General features: G+C 50.2%; 12 protein-coding genes. 9 read left to right on the forward strand and 3 right to left on the reverse strand.

The window, feature by feature from the left end:
* Nucleotides 1–241: 241 nt before the first annotated feature.
* The gene (locus tag ACQY8X_RS18855; protein ID WP_428036676.1) at nt 242–2,221 is read right to left on the reverse strand and encodes a methyl-accepting chemotaxis protein; all 1,980 of its coding nucleotides are present in this window, start codon (nt 2,219–2,221) and stop codon (nt 242–244) included.
* A 274-nt stretch (nt 2,222–2,495) separates the two neighbouring features.
* Between ACQY8X_RS18855 and carA the strand changes: the two genes are divergently transcribed.
* From carA to greA, 3 genes are all read left to right on the forward strand, one after another.
* Nucleotides 2,496–3,629, forward strand: a complete 1,134-nt coding sequence (carA, locus tag ACQY8X_RS18860) for a glutamine-hydrolyzing carbamoyl-phosphate synthase small subunit (protein ID WP_428036677.1) — start codon at nt 2,496–2,498, stop codon at nt 3,627–3,629.
* A gap of 89 nt (nt 3,630–3,718) precedes the next feature.
* Nucleotides 3,719–6,925, forward strand: a complete 3,207-nt coding sequence (carB, locus tag ACQY8X_RS18865) for a carbamoyl-phosphate synthase large subunit (protein ID WP_428036678.1) — start codon at nt 3,719–3,721, stop codon at nt 6,923–6,925.
* A 12-nt stretch (nt 6,926–6,937) separates the two neighbouring features.
* The gene (gene greA / locus ACQY8X_RS18870; protein ID WP_428036679.1) at nt 6,938–7,414 is read left to right on the forward strand and encodes a transcription elongation factor GreA; all 477 of its coding nucleotides are present in this window, start codon (nt 6,938–6,940) and stop codon (nt 7,412–7,414) included.
* Between the two features lie 87 nt (nt 7,415–7,501).
* Here the strand turns inward: greA and ACQY8X_RS18875 are convergent, their stop codons facing one another.
* Both ACQY8X_RS18875 and ACQY8X_RS18880 read right to left on the reverse strand, forming a co-directional pair.
* Complete coding sequence (locus tag ACQY8X_RS18875; protein ID WP_428036680.1) at nt 7,502–8,236, reverse strand: PIG-L deacetylase family protein; 735 nt, start codon at nt 8,234–8,236, stop codon at nt 7,502–7,504.
* Nucleotides 8,237–8,497: 261 nt separating this feature from the next.
* Nucleotides 8,498–8,800 carry a YhbY family RNA-binding protein gene (locus ACQY8X_RS18880; RefSeq protein ID WP_428036681.1) on the reverse strand — a complete coding sequence of 101 codons (303 nt, stop codon included), beginning with the start codon at nt 8,798–8,800 and terminating at the stop codon, nt 8,498–8,500.
* Between the two features lie 122 nt (nt 8,801–8,922).
* On the opposite strand from ACQY8X_RS18880, the gene rlmE reads away from it, so the two are divergent.
* The 6 genes from rlmE to secG all read left to right on the forward strand — a co-directional run.
* Nucleotides 8,923–9,543, forward strand: a complete 621-nt coding sequence (gene rlmE / locus ACQY8X_RS18885) for a 23S rRNA (uridine(2552)-2'-O)-methyltransferase RlmE (RefSeq protein WP_428036682.1) — start codon at nt 8,923–8,925, stop codon at nt 9,541–9,543.
* An 89-nt stretch (nt 9,544–9,632) separates the two neighbouring features.
* Nucleotides 9,633–11,624, forward strand: a complete 1,992-nt coding sequence (ftsH, locus tag ACQY8X_RS18890) for an ATP-dependent zinc metalloprotease FtsH (RefSeq protein WP_428036687.1) — start codon at nt 9,633–9,635, stop codon at nt 11,622–11,624.
* A 61-nt stretch (nt 11,625–11,685) separates the two neighbouring features.
* On the forward strand, nt 11,686–12,561 hold the full coding sequence (gene folP, locus ACQY8X_RS18895; protein WP_428036683.1) for a dihydropteroate synthase: 876 nt from the start codon (nt 11,686–11,688) through the stop codon (nt 12,559–12,561).
* Nucleotides 12,562–12,563: 2 nt separating this feature from the next.
* Entirely contained in the window at nt 12,564–13,898 is a 1,335-nt protein-coding gene (gene glmM / locus ACQY8X_RS18900; RefSeq protein ID WP_428036684.1) for a phosphoglucosamine mutase, read from the forward strand.
* Nucleotides 13,899–14,004: 106 nt separating this feature from the next.
* Nucleotides 14,005–14,769, forward strand: coding sequence for a triose-phosphate isomerase (tpiA, locus tag ACQY8X_RS18905; protein WP_428036685.1), 765 nt, complete (start codon nt 14,005–14,007; stop codon nt 14,767–14,769).
* A 12-nt stretch (nt 14,770–14,781) separates the two neighbouring features.
* Nucleotides 14,782–15,119 (forward strand): preprotein translocase subunit SecG (gene secG, locus ACQY8X_RS18910; protein WP_428036686.1); only part of this gene is annotated, 338 nt, incomplete at its 3' end.

Here is a 15,119-nt window from a genome sequence, read left to right on the forward strand (position 1 = left end):
GTAAGAGCCTTTCTTAGCGGGGGCGAGTGTCATCTTCAGGGACAGATGCTTCGTAAGCGGGTACCTCGTCGCGATACCTTCACAATCCAGTCTCTCTGGCTCCCGGCTTTTTCTAGCAGGAGCCGAAGGCTCCGTTCTAACAAGTGGCGCAGCCACGTCTAGCCGCTGCTCTTTTATTGCACCCGAAGGTGCTTTTAGATAAAAGAGACTAACGTAGAAAACCCCAACGGATGGTTATTCGTTAGTGCTGCTGGGAGAATTGTTGCAGCAGTTGTATCAGGCTATTGCCTGTATGGTCGATCTGGCGGGCGTGGTCTCTGTTGTTTTCTGCTTCGATTGCAGAGTTCTGCGAGTGCTCGAGAGTCATGTTGATTACTTCAGATATCTGGGACGTGACTACGGATTGTTCTTCGGTTGCTGATGCGATCATGCTACTCATGCTGTCTATCTCATCAATAGAGAGACGGATCTGTTCGACACTTTTTCTGGCGTTCTCGGCCAGTGTTACTGTGTTACGCACATGTCCTGCCTGACGTTCAATTTTTTCTGACATCTGCTCAATCGCGCCATTGAGCTTCTTGATGATAACGCCAATTTTATCTGCCGCTGTTGCGGTATTGCCTGCGAGGGAGCGCACTTCATCGGCAACTACCGCAAAACCTCGTCCGCTTGCGCCAGCGCGGGCGGCTTCGATGGCCGCATTCAGCGCGAGCAGATTGGTTTGTTCGGCAAAGTTGTGGATAACGTGTAGCGCGGATCCAATTGCCTTGCCGTCATCTTTGAGCTGATCCAGTGACGTATTGGTGGCCTCGGCCTCCTGTTCCAGTTGGCGGATGCTTTCGCTGGTTGTCTGCATTTCGCTAACGCCGTGGATCGCGACCTCTGTTGCTTTGCGAGTAGCTGCTGATGTTCTGACGGCGTTTCTGGCTACTTCCTGATATGAGCTGCTCAGTTGTTGTATCTGCACAGACGCCTGTTCGGTTGAACGTTGCTGCCTGGTAACGATCTGGGTCAGGGTATCGGAGCTGGTATTCAGATCTCTAGCCAGAAGGTTGAGTGTCGAACTTTCTGTGTGAATTTTATCAATCAGTGTCGCGAAGTAGCAGCGAAGACTGGCGATTGAGCTGTTCAGTATCTCGATCTCGATAATTCTGCTTGGTTTGGGTGTTTCATAATCAAGATGGCCTTTTGCCAGCGCGTTGAGTTGTTCGCAGGTGTTGCTGATTATCCGGCTAAGGCGCGTATTCAGAATACTCATAATCAGTCCGGTGGTAATGATGAGTGTAATGCTGATGCTTAGCAGCAGATATACGGATTGTTCAGTCGTGTCATAGTGTTTTTGTAAACGGTTCTGATTAGCCCGCAACTGAGTGTTTAGCTGGTCAATTAGTGATGTTGTTTCCCGTATCGATGCGGATCTGTTGGCATAGATCTTTTCGATATTCTGCAGCTCTTTTCTGTATCTCAGGCTGAGGCTGTTGAGCTCCTGAATGAAGATATCGCCCTTTTCACTTCGCTGTGTCTCTGCTGTATCTGAACTGCGCCCAAGAAGTAATCCGAGAGCATCATTACTTTCCGCTTCGGTATAAATACCAAAGCGTGGCAGTTCAGCCAGCGTCTTGCTCATCCGGGTTAGGCTACTTAAGCGCTGGTCGATATCAGTCCGGTTGGGCTGATCTGATGAGAAAAAACGCTGGCGACTATGGGCCAGTTCTGCAATGGTCATGGCCAGTTGATTGAGGGCTGTGGCGTATTTGTGTTTTAAGTCAGGTTGATCATTACCACCTTCAGTACTGTATTCTGATAGCTGGCTCAGTGTGCCAAGAATTTCCCGCTCATTATTGATAAGAAGTTCCTGTGGTTGCCTTAATTTTCCAGCAGCCCGAAGTTTGAATAGAGCAACAGAGTTGAGCTCTGTTAAGGTGTTCTGTACTTCAGGCATGCCGCTGGTCGTCAGGCTGGATACGCGAGTGTCACTTTCGATCAAACGGGTGAGGGTATTATCAATCGCTGTTATTAGTGTGGCATTGCCCGTGCTCAGATAGATAAGCGTGGGTCGGTTGACTTCAGTGTTGATCTCTTCCTGCAGTTGCTGGTAGTCGCGGGTTTTATTAAAGCTATCGTTCAGCCGCTCAAGTGACCAGAACATTGCCGCAGCCATGAGGGAAACAACAAGTAATAAGATAGCGCCAGCTACCAGGCTAATTCGGGATATTTTCATCTACTTCTGCTCAGATTTTTCAGATGCGGTATTTATATTTCTTTTCTGTTGCAGCGATGTTTCGCAGTTTTTTGCAGATACTCAGAATGGGGAGTGTGGTCGCGTAGACAAGGCAAGCCAGATGGACTAAAATACCGCCGATTTGCATGCTGAAAATGCACTAGAAGAATTCTCTACAGAAAAGCGAGGCGGGCATTTTGTTCTACCTCGCTTTTTTGCAACTTACAGTTTATTTATTCTGTTTAGATTTTCGCACTAAGCGGGGAGGTTAATTTTGACAAGACCAGCCATTCTGGCCCTTGAGGACGGTAGTATCTTCCGGGGAGTAGCGATTGGCGCGGATGGCCAGTCCAGCGGAGAAGTTGTGTTCAATACTTCCATGACTGGTTATCAGGAGATTCTGACGGATCCATCATATTGCCGTCAGATAGTGACCCTGACCTATCCACACATCGGTAACGTGGGAACAAATGCAGAGGATGAAGAGTCCTCTCAGACATGGGTTGCAGGTCTTGTGATCCGCGATCTGCCACTGATGGCGAGTAGCTGGCGCAGTGAGCAGAGCCTGGATGATTATCTGAAAGCGAAAAATATTGTCGGTATTGCGGATATTGATACCCGCCGCCTTACCCGGATTCTGCGTGAGAAGGGGTCTTTGAACGGTTGCGTCATGGCTGGCGAAATCGACGAAGATTCTGCTCTGACTGCCGCTAAAGCCTTTCCTGGTCTTAAGGGTATGGATCTGGCGAAAGAGGTTACCACCGCTCAGCAATATCAGTGGAATTCAACGACATGGGATCGTGTTGAAGGGCATCAGGAGGTTGCTGATACGGATCTGCCGCACCATGTGGTTGCTTATGATTATGGTGTGAAGCGTAATATTCTGCGAATGCTGGTAGAGCGTGGTTGTCGTCTGACGGTCGTTCCGGCGAAAACAACTGCCGCTGAAGTCCTGGCGCTGAACCCTGATGGTGTCTTTCTCTCCAATGGCCCGGGTGACCCAGAGCCCTGTGATTATGCGATTGAAGCGATTCAGGAAATCTGTAAAACCGATCTGCCTGTGTTTGGCATCTGTCTTGGGCATCAGTTGTTGGCGCTGGCTTCCGGTGCGAAGACTATGAAGATGAAGTTTGGTCATCATGGGGCTAACCATCCGGTTCAGGACCTGAATAATAAACAGGTGATGATTACCAGCCAGAACCACGGTTTCGCGGTAGATGAAACGACATTGCCTGAGACTCTGCGTGCGACACACAAGTCTTTGTTTGATGGTTCTCTGCAGGGGATTGAGCGCACAGATCGCGCTGCCTTCAGCTTTCAGGGTCACCCTGAGGCGAGCCCGGGCCCACGCGATGTTGCGCCACTGTTTGATCGCTTTATCCGTGATATTGAAGCACGTAAGGCTTAATAAGCCTGTTTTAAGTTCAATACGTACTGCCTGTGAGATAACTCCGGGCAGCTTTTAAAGAATTAAAATTTTCGATCGGTTGTTTACACATGCCAAAACGTACGGACATACAAAGTATTCTAATCCTCGGTGCGGGCCCTATCGTTATCGGTCAGGCTTGCGAGTTTGATTACTCCGGTGCTCAGGCCTGTAAAGCTCTGCGTGAAGAGGGCTATCGCGTCATTCTGGTTAACTCTAACCCTGCAACGATTATGACTGACCCGTCGATGGCTGATGCCACCTACATCGAGCCGATTCAGTGGAAAACGGTAGCGAAAATCATTGAGCAGGAGCGTCCGGATGCCTTGCTGCCAACGATGGGCGGACAGACTGCGTTAAACTGTGCGCTGGATCTTGAGCGCGAGGGTGTGCTGGAAAAGTTTGGCGTAGAGATGATCGGTGCCAACGCAGATACTATTGATAAAGCGGAAGACCGCCAGCGCTTTGATAAAGCGATGAAGTCTATCGGTCTGGAATGTCCGCGTGCTGCGATTGCTCATAGTATGGAAGAGGCGCTGCAGGTGCAGTCGCAACTGGGTTTTCCCTGTATTATCCGACCATCGTTCACCATGGGTGGTACCGGCGGTGGTATCGCCTATAACAAAGAAGAGTTCATCGAGATCTGTGAGCGCGGTCTGGATCTGTCTCCGACTAATGAGTTGTTGATTGACGAATCCCTGATCGGCTGGAAAGAGTATGAGATGGAGGTGGTTCGTGACAAGAACGATAACTGCATCATCGTCTGCTCGATCGAAAACTTTGACGCCATGGGTGTACACACCGGTGACTCTATAACGGTTGCGCCTGCACAGACGCTGACCGATAAAGAGTATCAGTGGATGCGTGATGCTTCCCTGGCGGTGCTGCGTGAAATTGGTGTTGAGACTGGGGGGTCTAACGTCCAGTTCGGGATGAATCCTGAAGATGGCCGAGTGGTTGTTATCGAGATGAACCCACGGGTATCCCGTTCATCTGCGCTGGCATCAAAAGCGACCGGTTTCCCGATTGCGAAGGTAGCGGCTAAGCTGGCCATTGGCTACACTCTGGATGAGCTGCAAAATGATATTACCGGAGGTGCAACGCCTGCGTCATTTGAGCCGGCTATTGATTATGTAGTAACCAAGATTCCTCGCTTTACCTTTGAAAAGTTTCCTCAGGCAAATGACCGTCTGACTACGCAGATGAAATCTGTGGGTGAAGTGATGGCGATTGGCCGTACTCAGCAGGAGTCTCTGCAGAAAGCTCTTCGCGGTCTGGAGGTCGGGGCGACCGGTTTTGATCCGGTTGTTGATCTGAGTAGCGAAGATGCGCGGGCTGAGATTGTACGGGAGATGAAGCAGCCTGGTGCAGAACGGATCTGGTATCTGGGGGATGCGTTCCGTCTGGGCATGTCTGTTGACGAGTTGTATGAGCTGTCCGGTATCGACCCTTGGTTCCTGGTTCAGGTTGAAGACCTTATTAAGGATGAGCTGCGGGTTTCAACCATGACCCTGTCTGAGCTGGATAAGCCTGAACTGTATCGCCTCAAGCGTAAGGGGTTCTCCGATGCGCGTCTGGCAACTTTGTTGGGTGTGTCTGAGAAGCAGGTACGTAAACAGCGTCATAAGTTAGATATCCGCCCGGTATACAAGCGGGTTGATACCTGTGCCGCTGAATTTTCGACTGATACCGCTTATATGTACTCTACCTATGAGGAAGAGTGCGAAGCTAACGTTACCGATCGTGAAAAAATCATGGTTATCGGTGGTGGCCCGAACCGTATCGGTCAAGGTATTGAGTTTGACTACTGCTGTGTACACGCGGCGCTGGCAGCGCGTGAAGATGGTTTTGAAACAATCATGGTCAACTGTAACCCGGAAACCGTATCTACCGACTACGATACTTCGGATCGCCTCTACTTCGAGCCGATTACTCTGGAAGACGTGTTGGAGATTGTCCATGTCGAAAAGCCTAAAGGCGTTATTGTGCAGTACGGCGGTCAGACACCGCTGAAACTGGCACTGGCTCTGGAACATGCAGGTGTGCCGATTATCGGAACCTCACCGGAAGCGATCGACCGTGCTGAAGATCGTGAACAGTTTCAACAGATGCTCAAGCGTTTGGGGTTGAAGCAGCCTGAGAATGCCACTGTGCGTTCATTGGAAGAAGCGGTTATTGAAGCTGAAAAGCTGGGGTATCCGCTGGTTGTTCGTCCATCATACGTGCTGGGTGGCCGGGCGATGGAGATCGTCTATAAAGAGTCGGAACTGCGTCAGTATATGACATCCGCCGTTAAGGTCTCCCATGATGCACCGGTGTTGCTGGATCACTTCCTCAATGCTGCCGTTGAGGTGGATATTGATGCCGTGTGTGATGGCGAAACCGTGGTGATTGGTGCGATCATGCAACATATTGAGCAGGCGGGTGTGCACTCCGGTGACTCAGCCTGTTCTTTGCCGCCGTACAGTCTGCCGCAAGTGCTGCAGGATGAGATGCGCGAAATGGTGCGTAAGATGGCGCTGGAGCTGGGCGTGGTTGGTTTGATGAATACTCAGCTGGCCTATCAGGATGGTGAAGTCTACGTGATTGAAGTGAATCCACGTGCATCCCGTACTGTACCTTTTGTGTCTAAATGTATTGGTGTCTCTCTGGCGAAGATCGGTGCTCAGGTGATGACCGGTAAAACGCTGAAAGAGATTGGCTTTACTGAAGAGATCGTGCCAACACTGTTTAACGTTAAAGAAGCGGTATTCCCCTTCAACAAGTTCCAGGGTGTTGATCCGATCCTGTCACCGGAGATGAAGTCTACCGGCGAAGTAATGGGCGTGGGTGAAACCTTTGGCGAGGCCTTTATGAAGGCGCAGATGGGGGCCGGCGAGAAGATGCCTGCTACCGGCAAAGCGTTTATCTCTGTACGTGAAGTAGATAAGCACAATGTCTTGCAGGTCGCCCGTGATCTGGTTGGGTTAGGATTTACTCTGGTTGCTACCCGTGGAACCGCAGCATTGCTGAAGCAAAACGGTCTTGATGTAGAGATTGTTAATAAGGTGATGGAAGGGCGGCCGAATATCGTTGATATGTTGAAGAACGATGAAATTGTGTATGTGATCAATACCACTGAAGGGCGTAAAGCGATTGCGGATTCTGCAGAGATTCGTCGCTCAGCCCTGCAGCATAAAGTACCCTACAGTACAACACTGGCTGGTGCTGAAGCGATGATCATGGCGATGCAGTATGGTGAAGAAAAAGTTGTACGTCGTCTGCAAGACCTGCATTGAGGAACTGATACTATGCAAAAATTTCCTATGACTGTAAAAGGTGAGAAAGCTCTGCGCGAGGAGCTGGATGACCTGAAAACTGTACAGCGTCCGACAGTGATTGCAGCAATTGCTGAAGCCCGTGAACATGGTGACCTGAAGGAAAATGCTGAATACCATGCTGCCCGCGAGCAGCAGGGTTTTATTGAAGGGCGTATTCAGGAGCTGGAAGGTAAGCTGGGTTCTGCTCAGGTGATTGATGTTATGCAGATTCCGCATAGCGGAAAAGTCATCTTTGGTACCACGGTTGATCTGATCAATCTGGATACTGATGAGACGGTGCGATATCAGATTGTCGGTGATGATGAGGCTAATATCAAAAGTGGCAAGATCTCTATCAGCTCTCCGATTGCCCGTGCTTTGATTGGCAAGGAAGAGGGGGATATAGCGGTCGTGCAGACTCCTGGTGGTGGCGTTGAGTATGAGATTGATCAGGTGCACCATATCTGACCGACTAAGATAAAAAAACCGCCCAGAGGCGGTTTTTTTTGTATCTGAAGCTGTGGTAACCGCTGATCTTTATTCTGCGCTGAATATCTACAGGGAGTCTACGCAGCGAGGATAAAGAGACTGAAAGCCCTCAGCATGGGAGCATGGCTTTCCTCCAGCCTGGCCGCCGGAGTTTCTGCGGAAGTGATTTGCTCTGTTTTCAGCCAGGTTTTCATAGAACGTCCAGAGATGCTCCTGCCCCTGCATGTACTCTATCGCTCTCTTTTTCGCTTCCCATACTTCAGAGATATCCAGGAAAAGGTCTGGTTTCCATTCCATCTGTTCACTTTGGTGAGGCTCAAAAAGATATAACTGGGGTGCAGCTAAAACCTTTTCTCCAGGGTTATGCCCCCAGGCCTGAGCGATCATGCGGCACTGAATGGCGATCTCGGTAGCGTACATATGGTCAGTGTTATAAGGGTCCCATTTAGAATGGCTTATCATAAAATCTGGCTGTACCGCACGAATAAGATCGACAATCTGATATTTACCATCCGTATCAATCTCCAGTGGATAATCACCAAAGTCGAAAAATTGGATATCATGGGCATTTAACGCATGAGCTGCTGCTTCTGCTTCTTTGCGTCTCTCTAGTTTAACTTTCTCAAGAGTCATACCCTCTTGTTTCCATAGTTTGGCAGACTCTCCCCGTTCACCATAAGAAAGGCATGCAATGGTAACCTCGTAGCCAAGTTTCTGATGCAGAGCGATTGCTCCGCCGCAGCGCCATACGAAATCTGCTGAGTGGGCGCTGATAATCAGGGCTGATTTTTTATTGCTCATCGTTCAATCCAAAAAGTTAGTAAAATGATATAACATAACTATTCATTATTTTTCTTAGTTAGGCTATTTCCATTTATTGGTCTGCATATCAGATTTTTAGATAGCGCTCTTTAAACCTTCATTCATAGGAATGGAGGGAATGCTGATCAGGCAGCTGATCTGATTTCGTTAGTAGGGGGTGGTTTCGGATCGTTATCTATATAAAGTATAAAAAAAACTGCCGATAAGGCAGTTTTCTGTTGTTGATCTGTTCTGGTCAGATTAACGTAGAAGGTTAGACAGTTTGGGATCCGGGTGTTTGGCTGCCCGATACAGCAGTGCAACATTACCGATCTCCTGAACGATGGTTGCCTCGACGATCTGGGCCATCTCACTGATCAGCTGTTTTTTAGCTTCGCGGTCACCCACGGCAAATTTTACTTTGATCAGTTCATGGTCTTCGAGGGCGCGGTCAGCTTCCAGAAGAATGTTTTCACTCAGGCCGTTTCCGGCAACAGTGATGATAGGGTTGAGGCCGTGGCCGATAGTTCGGAACTGCTTCTTTTGCGTAGGGGTTAAGCTCATACTAGAATATGTGACCTTTGAATTTTGGAGCGGAAGACCCGCTCAGAATCATAATTAACCGATTTTACCTGAGTTAGTCTCTAGAAAGTAGACATTGACTCAAATTCCGAGCGAGGATATTGGTGACAAGATCAAAAAGCAGCGGTCGTTGGCTGCAGGAACACTTTGACGACCACTATGTTAAAAAATCCAGAGAACTGGGGTATCGCTCCCGGGCAAGTTTTAAGCTGCTGGAGCTGAATGAAAAGGATAAGCTGATCCGTCCCGGGATGACGCTGATGGATCTTGGAGCGGCCCCGGGCGGTTGGTCGCAGGTCGCAGCAGAGCTGGTTGGTGATCATGGTCGGGTGGTGTCATCTGACATTCTGCCAATGGATCCTTTGCCAGGTGTACAGTTCGTTCAGGGTGATTTTACTGAGGAAACTGTACTGAATGAAATTCTGCAAACCCTGGGAGATGATCTCGCAGACCTTGTAATTTCTGATATGGCCCCCAATATGAGTGGTATGAATGCTGTTGATCAGCCGGCGGCGATGTATCTGGTAGAATTGGCGTTGGATATGGCTCGTCAGGTGCTTAAACCCGGTGGTGATTTTGTTGCCAAGGTATTTCAGGGTGAGGGTTTTGATGAGTATATGAACGATATGCGCAGCAGCTTTACTAAGGTTTACAGCCGAAAGCCGGACTCATCAAGGGCCCGTTCGCGTGAAGTCTATCTGATTGGACGAAACTTCCGTCCCTGATATAGTCAAAGCAGTGTAACTACTGTAGTTTTGTTTGTTTTAGGACGGACACTAATTTTGAGAAGACAGAGGGTTTTCCTTTGAACGATATGGCAAAGAATTTAGTACTGTGGCTGGTTATCGCAGCAGTGCTATTAACCGTTTTCAATAATTTTAATAGCGAAGGAACCTCGCAAAACCTCAATTACTCTGAGTTTATCAGTGCGGTGAAAAACGATCAGGTTCGCCGGGTAGTGATTGATGGTTTTACCATTGAGGGTGAACGGATTAATGGCGAGCACTTTAAGACGGTGCGTCCGGCGTTGCAGGACCCTAAACTGGTTGATGATCTGTACAACCACAAAGTGGTAATTGAAGGTAAGCAGCCTGAGAAACAGAGTGTCTGGACCCAGCTGCTGGTCGCCAGCTTCCCGATTCTGATTATTCTTGCCATCTTTATGTTCTTTATGCGCCAGATGCAGGGCGGCGGGGGCGGTAAAGGCGGGCCGATGTCTTTCGGTAAGTCGAAAGCGCGGATGATGGGGCAGGACCAGATTAAAACGACCTTTGATGATGTAGCCGGTGTTGAAGAGGCTAAAGAAGAGGTGAAAGAGCTGGTTGATTATCTCCGTGATCCCGGCAAGTTTCAGCGTTTAGGTGGCCATATTCCTCGCGGCGTGCTGATGTCGGGTAATCCTGGTACCGGTAAAACCCTGCTGGCTAAAGCGATTGCTGGTGAGGCGAAGGTACCATTTTTCACTATTTCCGGTTCTGACTTCGTTGAGATGTTTGTCGGTGTCGGTGCGTCCCGGGTACGGGATATGTTTGAGCAGGCGAAGAAAAATGCTCCCTGCATCATCTTTATCGATGAGATCGATGCGGTTGGCCGTCACCGTGGTGTCGGAATGGGTGGTGGTAATGATGAGCGGGAGCAGACACTGAACCAGTTGCTGGTTGAGATGGATGGTTTTGAGGGTACCGAAGGTATTATCGTTATTGCAGCGACTAACCGTCCTGACGTGCTTGACCCGGCGCTACTGCGTCCCGGTCGTTTTGACCGTCAGGTACATGTCGGCCTGCCCGATATCCGCGGTCGTGAACAAATACTCAAAGTACATATGCGCAAAGTGCCTCTGGGGGATGACGTAAAACCTGATCTGATTGCCCGCGGTACGCCTGGTTTCTCTGGTGCTGATCTGGCCAATCTGGTGAATGAGGCGGCGCTGTTCGCCGCACGCTCCAGCAAGCGGACTGTGGGTATGGAGCAGTTTGAGCGGGCCAAAGATAAGATCATGATGGGCGCTGAGCGCAAGTCGATGGTTATGTCTTATGAAGAGCGTCTTAACACTGCTTACCATGAATCCGGTCACGCCATTGTTGGTCGTCTGATGCCGGAGCATGACCCGGTGTATAAGGTGTCGATTATTCCCCGTGGGCGGGCGTTGGGTGTCACCATGTTCCTGCCTGAGGAAGATCGTTACAGTCACAGCCGTAAACTGCTTATCTCTAATATCTGCAGTCTCTACGGAGGCCGGATTGCTGAAGAGATGACCCTGGGTAAAGATGGTGTGACCACAGGCGCCTCTAACGACATCCAGAGGGCAACCAGCTTAGCGCGGAATATGGTCTCACGCTGGGGTCTGACTGATGAATTGGGCCCTATTCTTTATGACGACGAGGAGTCAGACCCGTTTAACCGTGGCTATGGTCAGCCGGGCAAGGCAATGTCTGAAGAGGTACAGCGTAAAATCGATGCTGAAACCCGTAAAATTATCGATGAGTGTTATGCCAAAGCCTATAAGATGCTGGAAGATAACCGCGATATTCTTGAGTCAATGACCCAGGCGTTAATGAAGTATGAAACCATTGACAGCAAGCAGCTCGATGAACTGATGGATCGAAAGCCTGTCAGTCCGCCTGAAGGATGGCAGGAGTCTGATTCAAAAGCAGCGGCTGATGAAGCGGAAGCGGCTGCGGTGAAGAAGGAAGAGTTTGATCTGCATGACGATGAGCTGAATGATGATCTTAGTGATGCTAAGCAGGATGGTAAGAAAGGTGGACCGTCTTCTGATTCAGATGCATCAGATTCGAATCTTCACTAAAGGTTAATTTGAAATGCTAAGGCCGGTCCCAGACCGGCCTTTTTTAATAGAAAAGTAGCTGATGGGAATTGCAGTGAACGATTTTTCCGCCTACCGTTTTGGTACCCGTACCCTTGATCTTAGCCGCCCCCAGGTGATGGGGATTGTTAATGTCACGCCTGACTCTTTCTCTGATGGTGGTACGCTCTATGAATCCCGGAAGCTGTGTGTCGATCAGGCCGTCGAGCGCGCCCGGCAGATGGTGCTGGACGGCGCCACAATTATCGATGTTGGTGGTGAGTCTACCCGTCCGGGTGCAGCGGTGGTTTCTCTTCAGGAGGAGCTGGATCGGGTTTTACCCGTGGTTGAGCGGATCAGTGCTGAGCTGGATGTAATTATCTCTGTGGATACCAGTACGCCGGAGGTGATTACTCAGGTTGCCCGGCTGGGGGCTGGGCTGATCAATGATGTCCGGGCGCTGGGTCGGGAGGGTGCGCTTGAAGCGGCTGCGGCCACTGATTTGCCGGTGTGTGTAATGCATATGCAGGGGAGTCCGGCAACAATGCAGCATGCTCCGCAATATGAGGATGTGCTGGATGATGTGAATAACTTTCTTCAGCAGCGGATATGCGCCTGCAATGCGGCAGGGATTGGTGATGAGCGGATCATCCTGGATCCAGGGTTTGGCTTTGGTAAAACGGTAGAGCACAATCTGCGACTGCTGAACAATCTGCGGCAGTTGCATCAGTTTGGTATGCCTTTGCTGGTCGGGACCTCCCGTAAAAGTATGATTGATCATGTACTTCATCGTTCTGTGGATCAACGCCTGGCCGGTAGCCTGGCTACTGTTGCTATCGGTGTGCAGCACGGCGGACAGATTTTCAGAGTGCATGATGTCAGGGAAACGGTTGATGTGGTACGGATGGTTGAAGCTATCGTGAAAGAGGGAAGGTTGTAATAATGACTAAACGATATTTTGGCACTGACGGTATTCGCGGTAAGGTCGGCACCGCTCCGATTACGCCTGACTTCATGTTGAAGCTGGGTTGGGCCGCAGGCAAGGTGTTCGCCCGCGACGGGCGCAGTAAGATCATTATCGGTAAAGATACCCGGATCTCTGGCTACATGTTTGAGTCGGCCCTTGAAGCGGGGCTTTCTGCTGCGGGTGTTGATGTGCTGCTGTTAGGACCGATGCCTACGCCTGCAATCGCCTATCTGACACGCACGTTTCGTTGTAACGCTGGGATTGTTATCAGCGCATCGCATAACCCCTATGACGATAACGGCATCAAGTTTTTCTCCGAGCAGGGCACTAAGTTGCCCGATGCGATTGAGCATGCTATCGAAGCACAGATGGATATGGCGATGACCACTGTTGATGCGGCAGAGCTGGGTAAAGCACGGCGGGTAGATGATGCGGCGGGACGTTATATCGAGTTTTGTAAGGGTACAGTGTCCGGTGATCTGAATCTGAAAGGGATGAGGATTGTCGTCGATTGTGCTAATGGCGCAACCTATCATATTGCACCAAAAGTGTTTCGTGAGCTGGGCGCTACCGTGATTGAAATTGGTTCGTCGCCAGATGGTCTCAATATCAATGAGGGTTGTGGTGCAACCTCAACAACGCTGCTACAACAGACCGTTATCGAAAAAAAGGCGGATCTGGGGGTTGCCCTGGATGGTGACGGTGATCGGCTGATCATGGTTGATCATAAGGGGGAGCAGGTTGATGGCGATGAGTTGCTTTATATTATCGCTATGGCACTGCATGCCAAAGGGCAGCTCAAAGGGGGGGTGGTTGGCACGTTAATGAGCAACTTCGGGCTGGAGCAAGGGTTAAAGCAAGCGGAGATTCCGTTTATCCGTGCCCAGGTGGGAGACCGCTATGTGCTGGAACAGCTGGTCGCCAATGACTGGTTGCTGGGTGGGGAGTCCTCAGGACATCTGGTTTGCCGTCAGTTGACCTCAACCGGTGATGGTATCGTTGCCGCGCTGCAGGTTCTGAAAGCGATGACGGATGATAAAGCGTCTTTGCATGAGCTTAAATCGGCGATGCGGAAGATGCCGCAAACAATGATCAATGTGCGCCTGGGCTCGAAAACTGATGTGCTCGCATTGCCCGCCGTGCAGGCCGCGGTGGTTGATATAGAGTCTCGCCTGGGAGATCGTGGACGGGTGTTGCTGCGAGCCTCGGGAACAGAGCCGGTCGTCAGAGTGATGGTTGAAGGCGATGATGAGGTCTGGGTGGAGGCGTTATGTCAGGAGTTGGCAGAGGCGGTTCAGCAAGCGCTTTGATAATTTTTCAGGCTGACGAAATTTTTATGAGTTAGTGGGTTGTCGCTGCTTGTAACTTGTCAGGAAACTGGGTACTATGTGCGCCGCTTTGCACAGAGGGAAACTCATGCGTAAGACGATAGTCGCCGGAAATTGGAAGATGAACGGAACCAGTGAATCTATCAGGATTCTGCTGGATGGCCTGAAAGCGGGTGTTTACAGCGTTGATGGTCTGGTGACACTGGTCTGCCCGCCTGCTGTATATCTGTCTCAGGTAAAGGCGCAGATAGGCGATGCTCCCATTGCCGTTGGTGCGCAGAATGTTTCATCCCAGCCAAAGGGGGCATTTACCGGTGAATGGTCATTGGAAATGCTGCAGGACCTGGGTTGCGAATATGTCATTCTGGGGCATTCTGAGCGGCGGAGTTTATTTGGCGAGAGTGACGCTGATATCGCGGATAAAGTCGCTGCTACCCTGGCTGCTGGTTTAACGCCGATACTCTGTGTCGGAGAAACGCTGGAACAGCGCGAAGCGGGTGAAACCCTTACTTTGATTGCTGCTCAGGTTGATTATGTATTGCAGCGGATCGGTATTGAGTGCTTTGCCTCTGTTGTGGTTGCTTATGAGCCTGTCTGGGCGATTGGTACTGGTTTGACAGCAACCCCTGAGCAGGCTCAGGAAGTGCATGCCGCAATTCGTGCTCAGCTGGCTGGCAGTGATGCTGCTATAGCTGATAAGCTATCGATTCTGTACGGCGGTAGTATGAATGCCGGTAATGCGGCAGAGCTCCTGGCTCAACAGGATATTGATGGCGGCCTGATAGGTGGTGCGTCTCTGAAAGCTGACGAATTCCTGACGATCTGCGCTGCGGCTGCAGAAAGTCGTAAGTAAGTGGAAAAATAGATGGAAACTCTGGTTCTTGCTGTACATGTTCTTTTGGCTATTGCCATTATTGCTCTGGTGCTGTTGCAGCAGGGTAAAGGCGCTGAGGCCGGTGCATCTTTTGGTGCAGGAGCATCTCAGACCGTATTTGGTAGCCAGGGCTCAGGCTCATTTCTGAGTCGGATGACTGCAATCATCGCAACAGGCTTGTTTATTACCAGTTTTGTACTGGCTGTGTATGCGAAAGATAAAGCTGCATTTGTCTCTGAGGCCGGTGTGCCGGCTGCTGAGCTGATTCAAAGCGCTGCCGACAATGCTGATCAGGTGCCGGTGCTGGAAGAGAAAAAATTACCTGCAGG

The organism is Amphritea sp. (assembly GCF_050300915.1).
Lineage (GTDB): Bacteria > Pseudomonadota > Gammaproteobacteria > Pseudomonadales > Balneatricaceae > Amphritea.